At 42.3% G+C, this 14,907-nt stretch carries 16 protein-coding genes; 9 read left to right on the top strand and 7 right to left on the bottom strand.

Going from position 1 to position 14,907, the window contains the following annotated elements:
- The first annotated feature begins 14 nt into the window (after nt 1-14).
- The 5 genes from T487_RS0102920 (at nt 15) to T487_RS0102900 (ending at nt 2,612) form a co-directional block, all read left to right on the top strand.
- The gene (locus T487_RS0102920; protein ID WP_031573822.1) at nt 15-368 is read left to right on the top strand and encodes a DUF6054 family protein; all 354 of its coding nucleotides are present in this window, start codon (nt 15-17) and stop codon (nt 366-368) included.
- A 59-nt stretch (nt 369-427) separates the two neighbouring features.
- Complete coding sequence (locus tag T487_RS0102915) at nt 428-862, top strand: hypothetical protein (protein ID WP_031573821.1); 435 nt, start codon at nt 428-430, stop codon at nt 860-862.
- 128 nt (nt 863-990) lie between these two features.
- Nucleotides 991-1,443 carry an immunoglobulin-like domain-containing protein gene (locus T487_RS0102910; RefSeq protein WP_031573819.1) on the top strand — a complete coding sequence of 151 codons (453 nt, stop codon included), beginning with the start codon at nt 991-993 and terminating at the stop codon, nt 1,441-1,443.
- A gap of 83 nt (nt 1,444-1,526) precedes the next feature.
- Nucleotides 1,527-1,811, top strand: a complete 285-nt coding sequence (locus T487_RS0102905) for a hypothetical protein (RefSeq protein WP_031573816.1) — start codon at nt 1,527-1,529, stop codon at nt 1,809-1,811.
- A gap of 231 nt (nt 1,812-2,042) precedes the next feature.
- A complete protein-coding gene (locus T487_RS0102900) occupies nt 2,043-2,612 on the top strand; it encodes a hypothetical protein (protein WP_031573813.1) in 570 nt (189 codons plus the stop codon).
- Between the two features lie 172 nt (nt 2,613-2,784).
- Here the strand turns inward: T487_RS0102900 and T487_RS0102895 are convergent, their stop codons facing one another.
- The 7 genes from T487_RS0102895 to mscL all read right to left on the bottom strand — a co-directional run bounded on the left by T487_RS0102895 (nt 2,785) and on the right by mscL (nt 8,466).
- The gene (locus tag T487_RS0102895; RefSeq protein ID WP_031573810.1) at nt 2,785-2,988 is read right to left on the bottom strand and encodes a hypothetical protein; all 204 of its coding nucleotides are present in this window, start codon (nt 2,986-2,988) and stop codon (nt 2,785-2,787) included.
- A 113-nt stretch (nt 2,989-3,101) separates the two neighbouring features.
- A complete protein-coding gene (locus tag T487_RS0102890) occupies nt 3,102-3,359 on the bottom strand; it encodes a hypothetical protein (RefSeq protein WP_031573807.1) in 258 nt (85 codons plus the stop codon).
- Between the two features lie 127 nt (nt 3,360-3,486).
- Nucleotides 3,487-4,938 (bottom strand): MerR family transcriptional regulator, encoded by a 1,452-nt coding sequence (locus T487_RS15710; RefSeq protein ID WP_051651450.1) that lies wholly within the window; start codon nt 4,936-4,938, stop codon nt 3,487-3,489.
- 146 nt (nt 4,939-5,084) lie between these two features.
- Entirely contained in the window at nt 5,085-5,447 is a 363-nt protein-coding gene (locus tag T487_RS0102880; protein ID WP_031573804.1) for a hypothetical protein, read from the bottom strand.
- 1 nt (nt 5,448) lies between these two features.
- On the bottom strand, nt 5,449-7,128 hold the full coding sequence (locus T487_RS0102875; protein ID WP_031573800.1) for a putative ABC transporter permease subunit: 1,680 nt from the start codon (nt 7,126-7,128) through the stop codon (nt 5,449-5,451).
- Nucleotides 7,115-7,843 carry an ABC transporter ATP-binding protein gene (locus tag T487_RS0102870; protein ID WP_031573798.1) on the bottom strand — a complete coding sequence of 243 codons (729 nt, stop codon included), beginning with the start codon at nt 7,841-7,843 and terminating at the stop codon, nt 7,115-7,117. The genes T487_RS0102875 and T487_RS0102870 overlap by 14 nt, the downstream gene beginning before the upstream one ends.
- A 236-nt stretch (nt 7,844-8,079) precedes the next feature.
- A complete protein-coding gene (mscL, locus tag T487_RS0102865) occupies nt 8,080-8,466 on the bottom strand; it encodes a large-conductance mechanosensitive channel protein MscL (protein WP_031573796.1) in 387 nt (128 codons plus the stop codon).
- A 280-nt stretch (nt 8,467-8,746) separates the two neighbouring features.
- Here mscL and lepB point away from each other — a divergent pair, with 280 nt between their 5' ends.
- From lepB to T487_RS0102840, 4 genes are read left to right on the top strand one after another with little or no spacing between them, the layout of a single operon-like run.
- Nucleotides 8,747-9,292 carry a signal peptidase I gene (gene lepB, locus T487_RS0102855; RefSeq protein WP_031573794.1) on the top strand — a complete coding sequence of 182 codons (546 nt, stop codon included), beginning with the start codon at nt 8,747-8,749 and terminating at the stop codon, nt 9,290-9,292.
- Nucleotides 9,293-9,335: 43 nt separating this feature from the next.
- Nucleotides 9,336-10,631 carry a Sapep family Mn(2+)-dependent dipeptidase gene (locus T487_RS0102850; RefSeq protein ID WP_031573791.1) on the top strand — a complete coding sequence of 432 codons (1,296 nt, stop codon included), beginning with the start codon at nt 9,336-9,338 and terminating at the stop codon, nt 10,629-10,631.
- Nucleotides 10,632-10,641: 10 nt separating this feature from the next.
- Complete coding sequence (ftsH, locus tag T487_RS0102845; protein WP_074542583.1) at nt 10,642-12,627, top strand: ATP-dependent zinc metalloprotease FtsH; 1,986 nt, start codon at nt 10,642-10,644, stop codon at nt 12,625-12,627.
- Between the two features lie 53 nt (nt 12,628-12,680).
- Entirely contained in the window at nt 12,681-14,795 is a 2,115-nt protein-coding gene (locus T487_RS0102840) for a HelD family protein (protein WP_036909044.1), read from the top strand.
- The last annotated feature ends 112 nt before the right edge of the window (nt 14,796-14,907 follow it).

Here is a 14,907-nt window from a genome sequence, read left to right as displayed (position 1 = left end):
AGGAGGAAAAAATAATGGCTAGAATTACCATGCAAGGAAAAGGCAACAGCAGAGAGATTGTGCAGTATCTGAGAGATGAAATGCTGAAGACAGGGATGTCGGTGGAGCTTCTGGAGCGTTTTGAGAGGACGTTTCATGGCGTGACAGTCTACACCTTAGTTTTTGAAAAATATTTCATGCGTTCATCCAATCGGGCCAGTCTTACTGCAGTGCTCATGGATCAGGAGGGAGAAATCCTTGTGGATATCATCGGTTCGGCAGGAGGACAAGGAGTTTTCTTTAAGATGTCCTGGGGTGCAGAGGAGGATTTCATTTATTCACTGGAAAGCATTTTGGAAACCCTTGGTTTTTCGAGAATTGAGCAGTGAAGATGTGGATTTTTCGTTTGCTTGAAGCAGTGTAGTGATGCAGTGACAAAGGGGGATGTATGAACAAGAAAAGAAAAGTTCTGGGGTTGGTTCTGGCAGGAATGGTCCTTTTTGGCGTCTTTGGATTTTTGCAGTACCAAATAACTCATACGAAAAAGGTGTTAACAGAAACTGTAGAGCAGAATCTCGACCAATTTATAGGAAAGGTTGGGAGTCTTGAGCCGGAAAGCCTCATGATGCAGTATTCCAGTCTTCTGGCTGCCCGGGATGCCTATATTGTGCTTCAAAACCAGAACCTGTTTTTTCGTGAGAATCCAGATCCGTCTCTTGCGCACCTAATCAATGAGATTCATGAGATGATGAAAAAAGAGCCGGAGAAGTTTCAGTCTTTTTTTAGGCAAGAGGGTATAGGACAGAGGTTATACAGAATCATGGATGATTTTTCCAATGAAGAGTTGGTTCGTGAGCTTTATAAAGAGCTGAAGGAATACTAACTTCAGCTCTTCTTCTTGAGATTACTGCATATATGTTTTTTTTTGTAAACTATTTGTTCTTATGTTCTGATAACATAGTATCTAGAAGAAATAAATCTAGTAATATATCAAAATATCGGGAGGTTGTTATGAAAAAAACTGGTTTTCTCATAGCCTTATTCGTTTTCCTGTCTTTTGCCGGATGCTCTGAAAGTACAGAAGGATTAAATCCTACCCCCCTCGAAGAAGAGAGCATTGTCATCAGTGAAGAACTGACATTTACGGTTACCCCAAAAGGAGAAAGGAAAGTAGAAGCGGTTTTAGCTAATGAAAGTGACATAGAGATGGAACATGGACATTTCATCTATCTGGAGAAAAAAATCAATGGAGTCTGGTACCAGATTCCTGAAATAGTCGGATATGCGGATGAATCCATAACGATTCTTCCTGGAGAAGAATTTACTGTTCTTGTGGACTTGAATAACTGGCCAAAGACAGAAAAAGGGACATTCAGAATGTATAAAATATTATCAGAGCCAGGAAAACCATTTTATGAGAGTGCAGTGTACAGTGTTTCCAATGAGTTTGAAATGAAAAAATAAGGACTTGAAGGTAGATTTACCTAGGTCGGTGTATAGAACTTGTAGAATGTATAGAAAAGAACCAAAATGTCTGGAGGAAAATTATGTGGATGATATTTGGACTTATGGCTGCAGCAGCAACTGTTATTAATCTTTATCAGTATAAAAAAGGTAAGGAGTATAAATTTGCGATGGCTATGGGACTTTCTTTTACGGCAGCGACTCTTTGGGCAGAGTACAGACTTGTGTTCAAGTGGGTAGAGAAGGAAGACTGGTCTGCGTTATTAGATGTGGTGCCTACCATGGTGACTTTGTTATCCGCATTGACGCTGGTATCTATAGTACTCAATATGGCCCCAATGCTCTTAGAACTGAAAGCAAAAAAATAAAACTACTCACTATTATTTAGATCGAAGGTCATATATTAAGGGGCATATTTTCGGGATAAAGCATGTTTTGTAAGCGGACCTTTAATGTATGAATACTCAGCTCGGTTTATGTCTCTAAAAACCCCGCAAAGTGATGATGTTTCCTGGATTAGGTCAATATATTAATAGTATTTAATTTTTACGATTTTGTACTTTCAGGGATGTATTAAAACTTATTGGAGGTTCTCATTTATGAAATCTAAAATGTTCGTAATTACGTTTACAATGTTATTTATGGTTTTCTTAGGGGCATGTTCAAAACAGCAAGGGTATGATGTATCAGACGAAACAATTCGTAAAATAAATTCTGAAGAAACTTATCCTGACACTCCTGGAGAACTTCAAACAATATATAATAGCATAAAGGATATTGCATCTGACTCTGATGATATAGTAAAAGTGAATGTATTAGGGAACAGTATAGAAATGCTTGATGGATATCCTCAAGTACATACCATGGTTGAAGTTCAATCCATAGTCAAAGGAAACCTTAAATCTGGTGATAGGATAGAAATTATTGAAGAAGGTGGGGGCGATGAAGTAGTTTTGGGAGGGATCCCTTATTTAAACGATGAACTATCCTATGTGTTGTTTCTCACTCAATATAACCAGAAATATTATATTGTTGGTGCATACCAAGGAAGATTTGTCGAAAGAGAAGGTCATATATTTCAGCAAGCATCAACCGGGGTCAAATTAAGAGATTATGCTCCAGTTAGAACGGATGAATTTTTAAAAATGATTGAAATGACAACCCGATAATTTGATAAACTTTGAAGAGATTCCGGGAACATCTATATTAAGTCTTATACTAAGAGCAAAATAGAAATTTACTCATTTTTTCTGTAATACATAAAAATTTAGATTTTTATTGTCAGATAAAAGGAAGGAGTCGTTTCAAAACTAGATACCTAGTTTTGAAACGACTCCATTTTCATGGTTTATTCTGCAAATAGTATTTTCTGATTCCGAAAACACCTTGAAGGATCAAAGCGCCTCCAATCAATACAAGAAAGATATTTGTTCCATCTTGAACAAACTTATTTGTCCAAACTCCATATATCCAGAAAAATCCTATAAAGATATATAGAATATCAAGAGCAAGATCCTTTTTCGTTTGTTTATTCTTTTGCTTCATCGCTACATCTCCTCATCTGAAAGAAAGGTAAGATTAAATGATACAGTAAGAACCAGATTTAAATGGACATTTTCAGTCTCTTTTGGCCTGGATTTTGTTGTACTCAGTTGGTATCAAAATGCATTCTGTTTTTTCTTTTCCTTTTGAAAATCATAAGCGGTGAAAGCGGTTAAACCACTTAATAACAGCAATACAATCATTTTCTCCTGATCAGCTCTTGCCAAGTAAGAGAGAATTAGGAATACCATCATGGTCGTGATAATCAGAGTAAGTATTGAAATAGTTACAATTCTAGAGGTTTCTTTAGGCTTTGAAGCGTAGGAGATTGCTTCAATAACGCCTTCTAGAAGCAAATATACAATAATATCCATAATTGTGTTCCCCCTAATGATTAAGCAGTTGAGTCACTACGATTTGAAGTTGAATTATAAAAGCATCCATACGAAATAGATTCTCATTAGAAATCCTTATTCAAGTTTACTGTTAAGACGATTAGGTTTATGGTGCTGTTCTCCTGACAAAGAATTCATGATGGTAATAATTTTCTCTCTCCCGGTTTATTGGTTCTAGAATCTCAATGGATTTCTCATAGCCATCGTACTCTACCATGTTGGAGATCTCTACGTTTTTTGTAGCGAAGGTGTGTGACTTGAAGTTTTCAGCGTAAAATCTCATGATGATCTCACCAGATAATAGAGCTCTTTCAATAATGTTCATGGACTCATCAGCATTCGTGAAGGAGAGACTTGCTAGAATCATCATATCTCTATAGTTTTCAACCCAGAACGGGTTGTCCTCATAAGTCACACTAAAGTTCACTTCTTTCACGATATGATCATTCATACGAAAACGGAAATGAGGGTATTTTACAGCATCTGGAAGATATTCCAAACGATCATCCGCCTCTTTCTCTTCCCACTTTCCAAAATTGTTCATCACATAATTACCGAAATCCATGTCATGAAGCTTCTGGTAGTATCTGAAGTTCTCAGAAAATTCTTCTACAGTCAGTGCACCTGTGTTAGGGGGGATATTCTGCAAAAATGGTATGATAATGACCGAAATGCTGATGAAGAAAAAGAGCACAAATGCGATGATATACCGATAAATTTTTCTGTCTTTCATTCTGTAAGCAAGTCCTCTGTCCCAGCTTAGGATTTCACCTTTTCTCAGCTTGTCAAAGCTGCTTCCAAGAGAAATGAGATCGGCCAGAGGAATGAACAGTCCCATACCTCTAACAAGGACATGAAGGGTTCTTCTGAAAGAATCCTCATAAGAAAGCGCGCTACCATTAAGGTTTTCTATATAAAGACCCATGATCCATTTTCCGAAGGTTCGTTTAAACAGCTTGAGCTGTATGGGCTCCAAGATCATAATCATCACAAGGATGGTGAGGATATTTTGAAAGGTGTAGCTTAAGCTGTCAGTTGGAGAATATTCACCTCGAATGAAATAGTTCAGAAATACAATAAGCGTACCGTATAGTGCCATGTCCAGGGTTCTTGCTGCAAAACGTCTTATGGGTTCAAAGACATGTGGAATCTCAAAATCAACATTAAAGTACTCTGAAGAAGATTCCGAGGTTGCTTCTTCGATGCTTACCAGGTGCTTCTCAGCATCCAAAGTTTCGAAGGTGGCGCCTTCTGAAACAATGGATTCGCAGAGGGATTTTGCATAGAGCACATCCTCAGTTTCAGACTCCAGATAACGGATCTGGTTTTTCAGAAGGAAGGAGAGCGTTGTCTTTTTTTGTATCAGAGATTTGATATCTTCCAGACTGAAATGAAGACTTCGAAGGAGCCGTACTTTTAGCAGCTGCTGGAGATCCTTTTCACTATATTCCCGATATCCATTTTCCGTTCTTTCAGGCTGAAGCAGTCCTTCTTTTTCGTAATATCTGATGTTTGCCCGGTCCATGCCAGAGCGCAGTTCGATTTCTTTGATCTTCATGTGTACCTCCAGTGGTGTTCTTTGTCACTATTGTAGGGTGTCGAGGGGCTTCACAGTCAAGAGGAATTTGTAAATAAAGGTGAAAAACAGGAAAACCCGGGCGAAAAGGACTTTTTCAGTCTCTTTTGGCCTGGGTTTTGGTGTGCTTAGTAGAAGGTCTCTTCGTACTCCGTAAGATGCTCCTGAAGATTCTTTGGAATGAGAAAAGCAGAAACTGTGAAGAACATCAGAAGAAGTGCAAGAAGAAACATAAAGCTTAAGCTGATTCCTTCCAGGATTACTTTTCCACCAGCATCTTTCAGAAGGATGTCCTGATATTTTTCTCCTGCTTTGAAATATAGAAAGGTAAAAATCACCGTGAAGAAACCAAGAAGCACATCGCGTATCCTTAAGCGTTTTCTCAGTTCTTTTGAGATGGTGAAGGAGCGGCTGCCGATGTCAAACACCTCTTTATTTCTTTTTCTGAAATGCCCTTTCAGCATCAGATCTCTACGCAGCTTTTTCTCCATGTCAGGAAAGAGCCTTGAAGCGTTTTTCCACATGCCTGGTCAGAAGGAAATGGAAAAGCAGTGCAAGGATAAGAAGACCTAAAAGGCTTGCCATGAAGGCCACATATAAAGATACCTGCACTTTCATTGCAAGGAATATCATAAGGGCTACCAGACCAAATCCTAAAAACATATGGATCACGGAATTGAAGTTCTGCTTTACTGCTTTCTGTTCTGTATCCCAGTTCAGTTTCGGCCAGGTGATATCGAGGAAAATCCCAATCTGATTGATCACTAGAGAAGCCAAAAAGACGATGAGTAGAGAAAGCACGAAGAATACGAGATCGATACGGAACAGATAAAAAACAATTCCGTAGAAGATCACCAGCGCTGCCGCTTCCACATAAAAGGCGCTGACAATCTTTGCATAGATCTGCGTCATGTATGGAACGGGAATGTACTTCAGAAAGTACAGGTTTTTGCCTTCCCTTGAAATGGCAGTAGAAGCTATGATGTTGATGGAACCCATTAAGAATCCTACACCCACTATTCCAAGAAGAAGGGATCCTCTATCAAATCCCTGAAGCATGGTAAAGACACTTTCAAGCTCTGCCTTATCCTCTCTAGATCCCATGAGAAACGGGAAGAGAATGAACAGGGGATAGATGAGGCTGATCAGCACGCAGTTTAAAAAGTAGACTGGAGTTCTTAGAATCAGCTTCAGCTCTTTCAGGGCATAGGAGAAGAGAATGGGCTTTCTTCTTGAACCCTTTTCCATCTCTTCTTTGGAGAGCGCTTTTCGTGTGGCCTTGGATTCGGAGATGCCGATGACCCCTTTAAAGTAAAGAAGGTTCCCCAAGACATAGAACAAGAAGAAGGATAAAACGGTGATCAGAAGAAGGAGAAGAATGCTGAACAGCCCGTTTAAAGAGTTGTAAGCAAGGATTCCTTCTGTGGCAAAATGACTTGTGGGAAATACCCAGGAAGTAATCTTAAACACGGGAAGCTCAGATATGTCTCCAATGGCCAAGTTTGGATCTCCGGTGAATCTTTGGGTGAAAAACTGCAGTCCGAAGTTAAAGCCCAGAGCTACCACAAGACTGAGGATCCCTGCAATCATATTGAACCGGTCTCTGTTCTTAAACTTGCTGCTGTACCTCATGATCAGCATAGAGATGATGGAGGCTACAACCAAGGGGAAAACTGGAATCAGAATAAGAGAAACCAGCATATAGACATAGTAAAGGATACCGCTTCCATCCTTGATGCCATACACAGTAAGCAGAGGAAGGAAGAAAACAAGGATGATGAAATACTCATAGATGAGAGACACCAGGAATTTTGCCCCTAGAATCTCACCTGCCTGCACAGGCAGATAAAGGTAATTCTCCACATCCTTGGAAAAATAGAACACATTCATCACATAAAAAATACCAAACATGAAGACCATGATGCCCGCTGCGGGAACAAGAAGTCTTGGAATGAGATGAGACAGTTCTATAGCGGCCAAAGCATCATATAGGTCCGCCAGCATAAAACCGAAGGACAGCCCCATGAGAACTGCAATGCCCAGAACAAAAAGAATCATCATCCATTTGGATTTCAGGAAAGAACTTTTGGAGCCCTTACTGGTCAGGTTGTTTAAGGTCTCATCGTTCTTGAACATGGTTTTCGTGAGAATTATGAGATTATTCTTCATCATTTGTCATCTCCAGGAAGATTTGCTCCAGACCTTCATTTTCACTGACCATTGCCCGAAGTTCATTCATGGTTCCGCAGAACATAAGCTTTCCTTTATTGATGATGCCCACTCGGTCACAGACCTTCTCTGCCACTTCCAGCACGTGGGTGGAGAAGAAGACCACATTTCCCTTGTCGGCATGCTCTCTCATCATCTCTTTCAGGTAGAAAGAGGATTTTGGATCAAGTCCTGTCATGGGCTCATCTAGAATCCAAAGACTTGGATCATGGATGAGCGCACCCATGAGAATGATCTTCTGTCTCATACCATGGGAATAGCTGGAGATGGAGTCATTAAGAGCATTCTCCATATCAAACCGTTTTGCGAGGCTTTCGATCCGTTCTTTTCGGAGGCTGCTGTCCACCTGATAGATATCGCCCATGAAATTGAGATACTCAATACCTTTCAGACGGAGAAAAATATCTGGACTGTCCGGCACAAATCCGAACTGATTCTTATAGCGGATGGGGTCTTTAGACAGGTCGATGCCATTTACGAGAATCTCTCCGCCATCAGGATCGGTGATGCCTGTAAGCATCTTGATGGTGGTGGTTTTTCCTGCGCCATTTGGCCCTAAAAATCCGAAGATTTCACCAGGCTTCAGTGTCAGGCTGAGATTATCCACGGCCTTCACTTTACCGCCATAGACCTTTGTGACGTTTTTGATTTCAATCATGCTGTTTCATACAAAAGCACTGCTTTTGCTTTCCTCCCCGTGAAAATTAGATCAACGCAGTGGATCAAGTGATACACTGCTCATGTTTAAAATATAACAAAAAGAGGTGCTATAGTAAAGGTAACCAGGGCATATATCAGAAAAGAATCAGATATTCTCTATAGAGAATAAAGACATTTTACTGCAGGAAAAAGAGCATACAGTTACTGTATGCTCTAAAAAGGATGAAATAAGTGCTATTTTCTTTCTTTCAGAAGGTCTCTGATCTCTGTCAGAAGAAGCTCTTCTTTACTTGGTGCAGGTGGAGCTGCAGGAGCAGATTCTTCTTTCTTCTTAAAGCTGTTCAGTGCCTTTACCATCATAAAGATGGACAACGCAACAATAAGAAAGTTCACCACGGCTTGAATAAAGAGTCCAATCATAATGGGCGTTCCATTGACCGTGAAGGCTAGGGTGGAGAAATCAGGTACAGCGAATAAGGCACCGATGAGCGGCATGATCAGGTCATTGACAAAGGATGTGACAATGGCCCCAAAAGCTCCCCCAATGATTACAGCGACAGCTAAGTCCACCACATTGCCTTTCACAGCAAATGCTTTAAATTCTTTTAGAAAATTTTTCATTTTTTCACCTCCTGATCTTATCATATCATAGTTTTTGTATAGGAGAGATGACTTTTTCTGGATCTTCTTGTGGATTATCCAACAGGTGGAAGAAGCTCTATGATATAGAAAGAAGCTCTGAAAAAAACTGTGGTACCCACCGGAAAATGCCAAAAAAGAGAGTGCCCTGTGCTATACTGTAGTATAGAGAAGAATTCTTATTCCCAGATGTTTTTAATAGATTTTTGAGAAATGTTGTTTACAATGAGTTTGTAGTAATTTTTGAAAGTAGGTCTTTTAGATGGCAGAGAAAACAGAGAACAGAATCAGTTATGTGGTGAAGGAATGGGTGATTCCCATTGTGACGGCATTGCTGCTGGCTTTTCTTATCAATACCTTTGTGGTGTTTCGTATAGAAGTGCCCACAGGATCCATGATTCCCACCATCAATGTGGATGATAAGATTTTTGTGAGAAAAGTATACAATAAGGATCAGTTTGAACGCGGTGACATACTGGTCTTCCGCTCGAAAGAACTGTTCACAGAAGATGGAAAAGAGATGCTTCTCATCAAGAGGCTCATCGGGCTTCCTGGAGATGTGGTGGAGCTGAAAGAAGGCATTCTTTATGTCAACGGATATCTGGTGGAAGAGCCCTATGTGGTGAATCAGAGCAGCTTTACCGGAACCTTCACAGTGCCTGAAGATCATCTGCTCTTCTTTGGGGACAACAGAAAGACCTCCAATGATGCCAGATACTGGCAGCAACCGTATATCCATGAGGATCAGGTCATTGGAAAAGGTGGACTTCGGATTCTGCCTCTAGAGGATTTTGGTTTTTTAAAATAGAGTGCAGTGAAAAAATAGGAATGCAGATTAATGGAGGATGGCAATGGAACTTAGAAAAATAATTGAGTCAAACAAGGACAGACTTATAGAAGATGTGCTGAAACTTGTGTCTTTTGAGTCCGTCAAGGGAGAAGAACAAGAAGGGATGCCTCAAGGAGAAGCGGTGCATGAAGCGCTCAAAGCAGCCTTAGAGATGGCGGAAGGCTATGGATTCAAGACTTTCCATGTGGATGGACATGCAGGGGTTGTGGAGTATGGAGACGGAGAAGACTATGTGGCTGTTCTTGGACATCTGGACGTGGTTCCGGTGGGAGACGGCTGGACCAAGAATCCCCTGGGAGAAGTCCACGGAGACCGGATTTACGGAAGAGGCACCATGGATGACAAAGGCCCCATGGTCTCAGCGCTTCATGGACTCATCGCCATCAAAGAGGCTGGGATTCCTCTGAAGCATAAGATCCGTCTTATTTTCGGCACCAGTGAGGAAACCGGTGGACCGGACATCGAAGAGTATCTGAAGAAAGAAAAACAGCCCGTGGCAGGATTCACACCGGATGCTGATTTTCCAGCCATCCATGCGGAAATGGGGATTCTTGTGATCAAGCTTTCCAAGAAGCTGGACAGTCATCCGCTCCTCTCTTTAGAAGGTGGACAGGCTGTGAATATGGTGCCGGACGCAGCTAGAGTGACCTATAGAAAAGGGGATGAAGAAAAGACCATCGCTTTTGAAGGCGTATCTGCCCACGGCAGCACACCTCATAAAGGGAAGAATGCCATTTCCATGCTTCTTTCCCATATGGTGCAAAATGAGGATTTTCAATCTCTTAAGGACACTTTAAGTGTGCTCGAGTATAATCTTGCAAAGGATTTGGACGGAAAAGCCATGGGGGTGGACTTTAAAGATGAGCCATCAGGAAAGCTAGTTCTGAATCTTGGTAAAATCAAACTGACAGAAGACACATTGGACACATACATCAACATCCGGTATCCAGTTACCATAAAGGAAAAGGAAGTCACGGAGAGAATCAGGGAACTTTTTGAAAAAGAAGGATTCACCTTTGACGTCACGGCACATGACGGCCCCCTGTATTTCCCAAAGGATACACCACTCATTGAAAAACTCATGGGGGTGTATACGAAAGAAACTGGAGATGAGAGAGAAGCTCTTGCCATTGGTGGTGGAACTTACGCAAAAATGATGAAGAACATTGTGGCGTTTGGACCACTTCTTCCAGGAAGAGAAGACACACTCCATCAGCTGGATGAATATATTCTCATCGAAGATTTGATGACTTGTGCCAGAATTTATGCCAATGCCATGGTGGAATTGGCAAAATAGGGGGCAGAACATGAACAGTAACAACAATAAACCTGGGAAAGGCAATAAGAATATCAAATTCTATATCGTCTATTTTCTCAGCGTCCTCGTCATGGTGACGGTATTCAATTACTTTGCCAATGACATCAGGAATCAGAAACAGAATTACAATGAGTTTCAGAATGCCATTACAGAAGACCGTGTCAAGAGCATCAAGCTGGATGAGTCCCAGAGAAAATTTGAGTATACCATGGTGGAGGGGGATGAGCTGGCAGGCTTTACGCTCTATACCGGTTACATACCCAACGATGAAGAGCTGGTTCAGCTCATCAAGGAAAAGAACATTCCCTTTGAAGTGGCGACGGTGCAGGTGGCAAATCCGATCCTCAGCATCCTTCTCTCCTGGGTGCTGCCTTTAGGACTTCTGCTGTTCCTTGGTAACTATATCATGAAGAGTATGGACAAACGGGGCGGAGGGATGATGTCCTTCGGCAAGAACACAGCCAAGCTTTATGAGAGCGATACGGGAGTCACCTTCCGAGATGTGGCGGGTCAGGAAGAAGCCAAGGAGTCTTTGGTGGAAATCGTGGACTTCCTTCATAATCCCAAAAAATACGTGGAAATCGGAGCAAAGCTTCCGAAGGGAGCACTTCTTGTGGGGCCTCCAGGAACAGGTAAGACCCTTCTTGCCAAGGCTGTGGCTGGAGAGGCTAAAGTGCCTTTCTTCTCCCTTTCCGGTTCCGCATTTGTAGAAATGTTTGTTGGTATGGGTGCCGCAAGAGTTCGTGACCTCTTCAAAGAAGCCATGGCCAAAGCGCCTTGTATCATATTCATCGATGAGATCGACGCCATTGGTAAGTCCCGTGAAACCGGCGGATACGGAGGCAATGACGAAAGAGAGCAGACACTCAATCAGCTTCTTGCTGAGATGGATGGATTTGACTCTTCTAAGGGTATTGTTCTTCTTGCTGCGACCAACCGTCCTGAAGTGCTGGATAAAGCGCTGCTGAGACCAGGCCGATTTGACAGAAGAATCATTGTAGATGCACCGGACCTTAAGGGCCGTGAAGCGATCCTCAAAGTTCATGCAAAAGACGTTAAAATGGGCGATGATGTGAATCTTCTGGAAATCGCCAAAGGAACACCAGGTGCGGTCGGTGCGGACCTTGCAAATATGATCAACGAAGCTGCACTTCGAGCGGTGAAAAATGGCAGAGCCTATGTCATGCAGGAAGACCTGCAGGAATCCATAGAACTTGTCATCGCTGGACAGCAGAAGAAAGACCGCATCATGTCTCCAAAAGAGAAAAGAATCGTGGCTTTCCACGAGATTGGACACGCACTGGTGGCAGCCATGCAGAAAAATACAGACCCTGTCATGAAAATCACCATCGTACCTCGTACCATGGGTGCCCTGGGGTACACCATGCAGGTGCCGGAAGACGATAAATATCTCATGAGCAAAGAAGAGATGCTCACTGAAATCACCATCTTGTTCGGAGGACGTGCAGCGGAGGAAGTGGAGTTCAAGTCCATCACCACCGGAGCATCCAATGACATTGAACGAGCCACCAACATGGCGAGAAGAATGGTTACTCTTTACGGCATGAGCGATACCTTTGATATGATGGCTTCAGAATCCGTAAGAAACCAGTATCTGGATGGAAGAACTGTGATGAATGTCAGCGACAGAACAGCGGCGAAAGTCGATGAAGAAACACTCAGCATCATCAAGGCATGCCATAAAAAGGCCATTGAAATTCTGGAAGAGCATAAGGACCTCATGAGAGAACTCTCCGAGGTGCTTCTGGATAAAGAAACCATCACAGGTCATGAATTTATGGAAGTGGTGCGTCGCACCATGGGAAATGATTTTGGTCTGACCAAAGCAGAAATGGAAGAAAGAGCAAAAAAGGCAGAGGCAGAAAAAGCCAATGACGAGGCGGAAGTGATCCATGTGGATGAAGAACCCTCAGAAACTGTCCCTGCAGAAGAAAGTAAAGAACTGGACGAATAACCTATGGCCGTAACCATATCTTTTTTGGTTGCGGCTATACCTTTGGAGGACCCATGAAAGAATTTAATTTGGACTTGCCAAAAGAAGAGCTGGAAAAGGAATATGCTTATCTGGAGCGTGTGGAAGCTCTGATTTTGGAAGAGATCTTATATAATACCCAGCGAAAAAAGCTGGTTTATGACGATATTGTAGAATACCGAAAGACCCTCATCGATGAATACCGTTCTGATGAGGATAAACAGATCGACTACTTTGACCACAACCGATATGTACAGGAAGAGACTTTCAAAGCGGTGGAAAAGAGACTGCTGGAGCTCACAGAGCTTCACAGCACCCCTTACTTTGGAAAAATCACCTTCAAAGAAGAAGGTCTGGATGAAGAAGACATCTATATCGGCAAGTTTGGTCTGGTGGATGAGAAGGCTTATGAGCCTCTGGTCATAGACTGGAGAGCGCCCATTGCGTCTCTTTTCTATAAGGGAACCGTGGGAAAGGATTCCTATAAAGCGCCCATAGGAGAAATGCCTGTGGACATCCTTCTGAGAAGACAGTTTCTGATCAGAGAAGGTTTGCTGAAAGGGGTTTTTGATACCCAGAGCAATGTGCAGGATGAAATACTTCTGGAGGTGCTTTCCTCCAATGCAGGAAAGAAGCTGAAGGACATCATCATGACCATTCAGGAGGAGCAGGACCAGATCATCCGTGAAAAGCGGGAAGGCGTTCTTGTGGTCAATGGTGTAGCTGGAAGCGGTAAAACCACCATAGCTCTCCATAGAGTTTCCTATCTTCTTTATAACTACCGTAAGATACTGGAAAATAAGGTCCTGATCTTAGGACCCAATAATATGTTTATGGACTATATCTCTCAAGTGCTGCCCTCTTTAGGGGAAAGCGGTGTCCATCATAACACCTTCAAAGATCTTGCCCTGGAACTCATAGAGTTCAAGGAGCCCATCTTCATGGGCGAGGATTATGTGGAAGCGCTCTTAAGTGGGGATGAAGAACTGGTGGAGGATGCCAGGAAGAAAAGAAGTGATGACTTTAAGAAGGTCCTACTGGAAAAAGTCGAGGAAGTGGAGAAAACATATTTCCCATTCCGTTCTTATGAGTTCTTAGGAAAGACACTGGTCACCGAAGAGGAAATGGAGAGAATTCTCCTTAAAGACTTCAAGTATATGCCGTTCTTCAAAAGAGCCACAAGGCTGAAGAGAATTCTCATCACCAGAATGAAAGAAGTGAGAGATGAGAAGAGGTTTGCCATCGATAAGAAGTACGAGGCCATGAAGGCTACCATGAGTAAAGATGGAAACGACAGAAATACCATCGCCAATATGAGAAGATCTGAAATTAGAGACCTCATTCGGCTGGTGGCACTGAAAAGAGAAGAGTTCCGGGATCTGTCCCATGGCAATTATCTGAAGGGCTACGAGGAGCTGAAGGCTTTTGAGTTCTATACAGAAGCAGACATTGCACCGCTTCTATATTTCAAGCATAAGCTGCATGGACTGAAGCTTCCTTATCAGGTTGCTCATGTGGTGCTGGATGAGGCCCAAGAGTACTCTCTCATTCATTATGAAGCTCTTCGTGACATCACAGGCACCCAGTCCTTCACCATTGTGGGAGACACAAACCAGATGATTCTCCATGGAGAAAGTGCCATGAGAGATCTTTCCTCTGTATTCTCAGATATCAGGCATTATGACCTCAAGAAGAGCTATCGCTCTACTTTTGAAATCATGGACTTTGCAAACTCCTTCCTTGGAGAAGAGAAAATTGTACCTCTGGTACGAAATGGTGAACCGGTGAAGGATCTTGGAGATCTCTCACTGGAAGAATCCTTGGAAAAGATTGTGGAGACGGTGAACAGCTACAAGGAAAACAATCTGGATACCATAGGGATCCTGACAAAGGACATGAATACCACCAGGGAGCTTTATCAGCTTCTGAAAAACAAGATCAATGTAAAACTTATAGACAGTGAGGACGCCCTTTTAAAAGGAGATCTTTACCTAATGCCTTCTTACTTTGCCAAGGGACTGGAGTTTGATGGCGTAGTCATGGTGGAGAAAAAGGGCGAGGAAGGTCAGGCGCTGATCCGCTATATCATGGCCACCCGAGCTCTGCATAGACTCACAAGATTGACTTACGCGGATTCTATGATCTATTAGAACAAATAAAAAAGCTCCAGACGCAATGATGTGTCTGGAGCTTTTTCCGGCATTTGGGGTGCATTTGAGTGCAAAAAAATAGATATCTAAAAATCTGAAATAGTATTAGGAA

The organism is Proteiniclasticum ruminis DSM 24773 (assembly GCF_000701905.1).
Lineage (GTDB): Bacteria > Bacillota > Clostridia > Clostridiales > Clostridiaceae > Proteiniclasticum > Proteiniclasticum ruminis.
The sequence above is the reverse complement of the archived record's forward strand: the minus strand, read 5'-3'. Positions and strand labels throughout refer to the sequence as shown.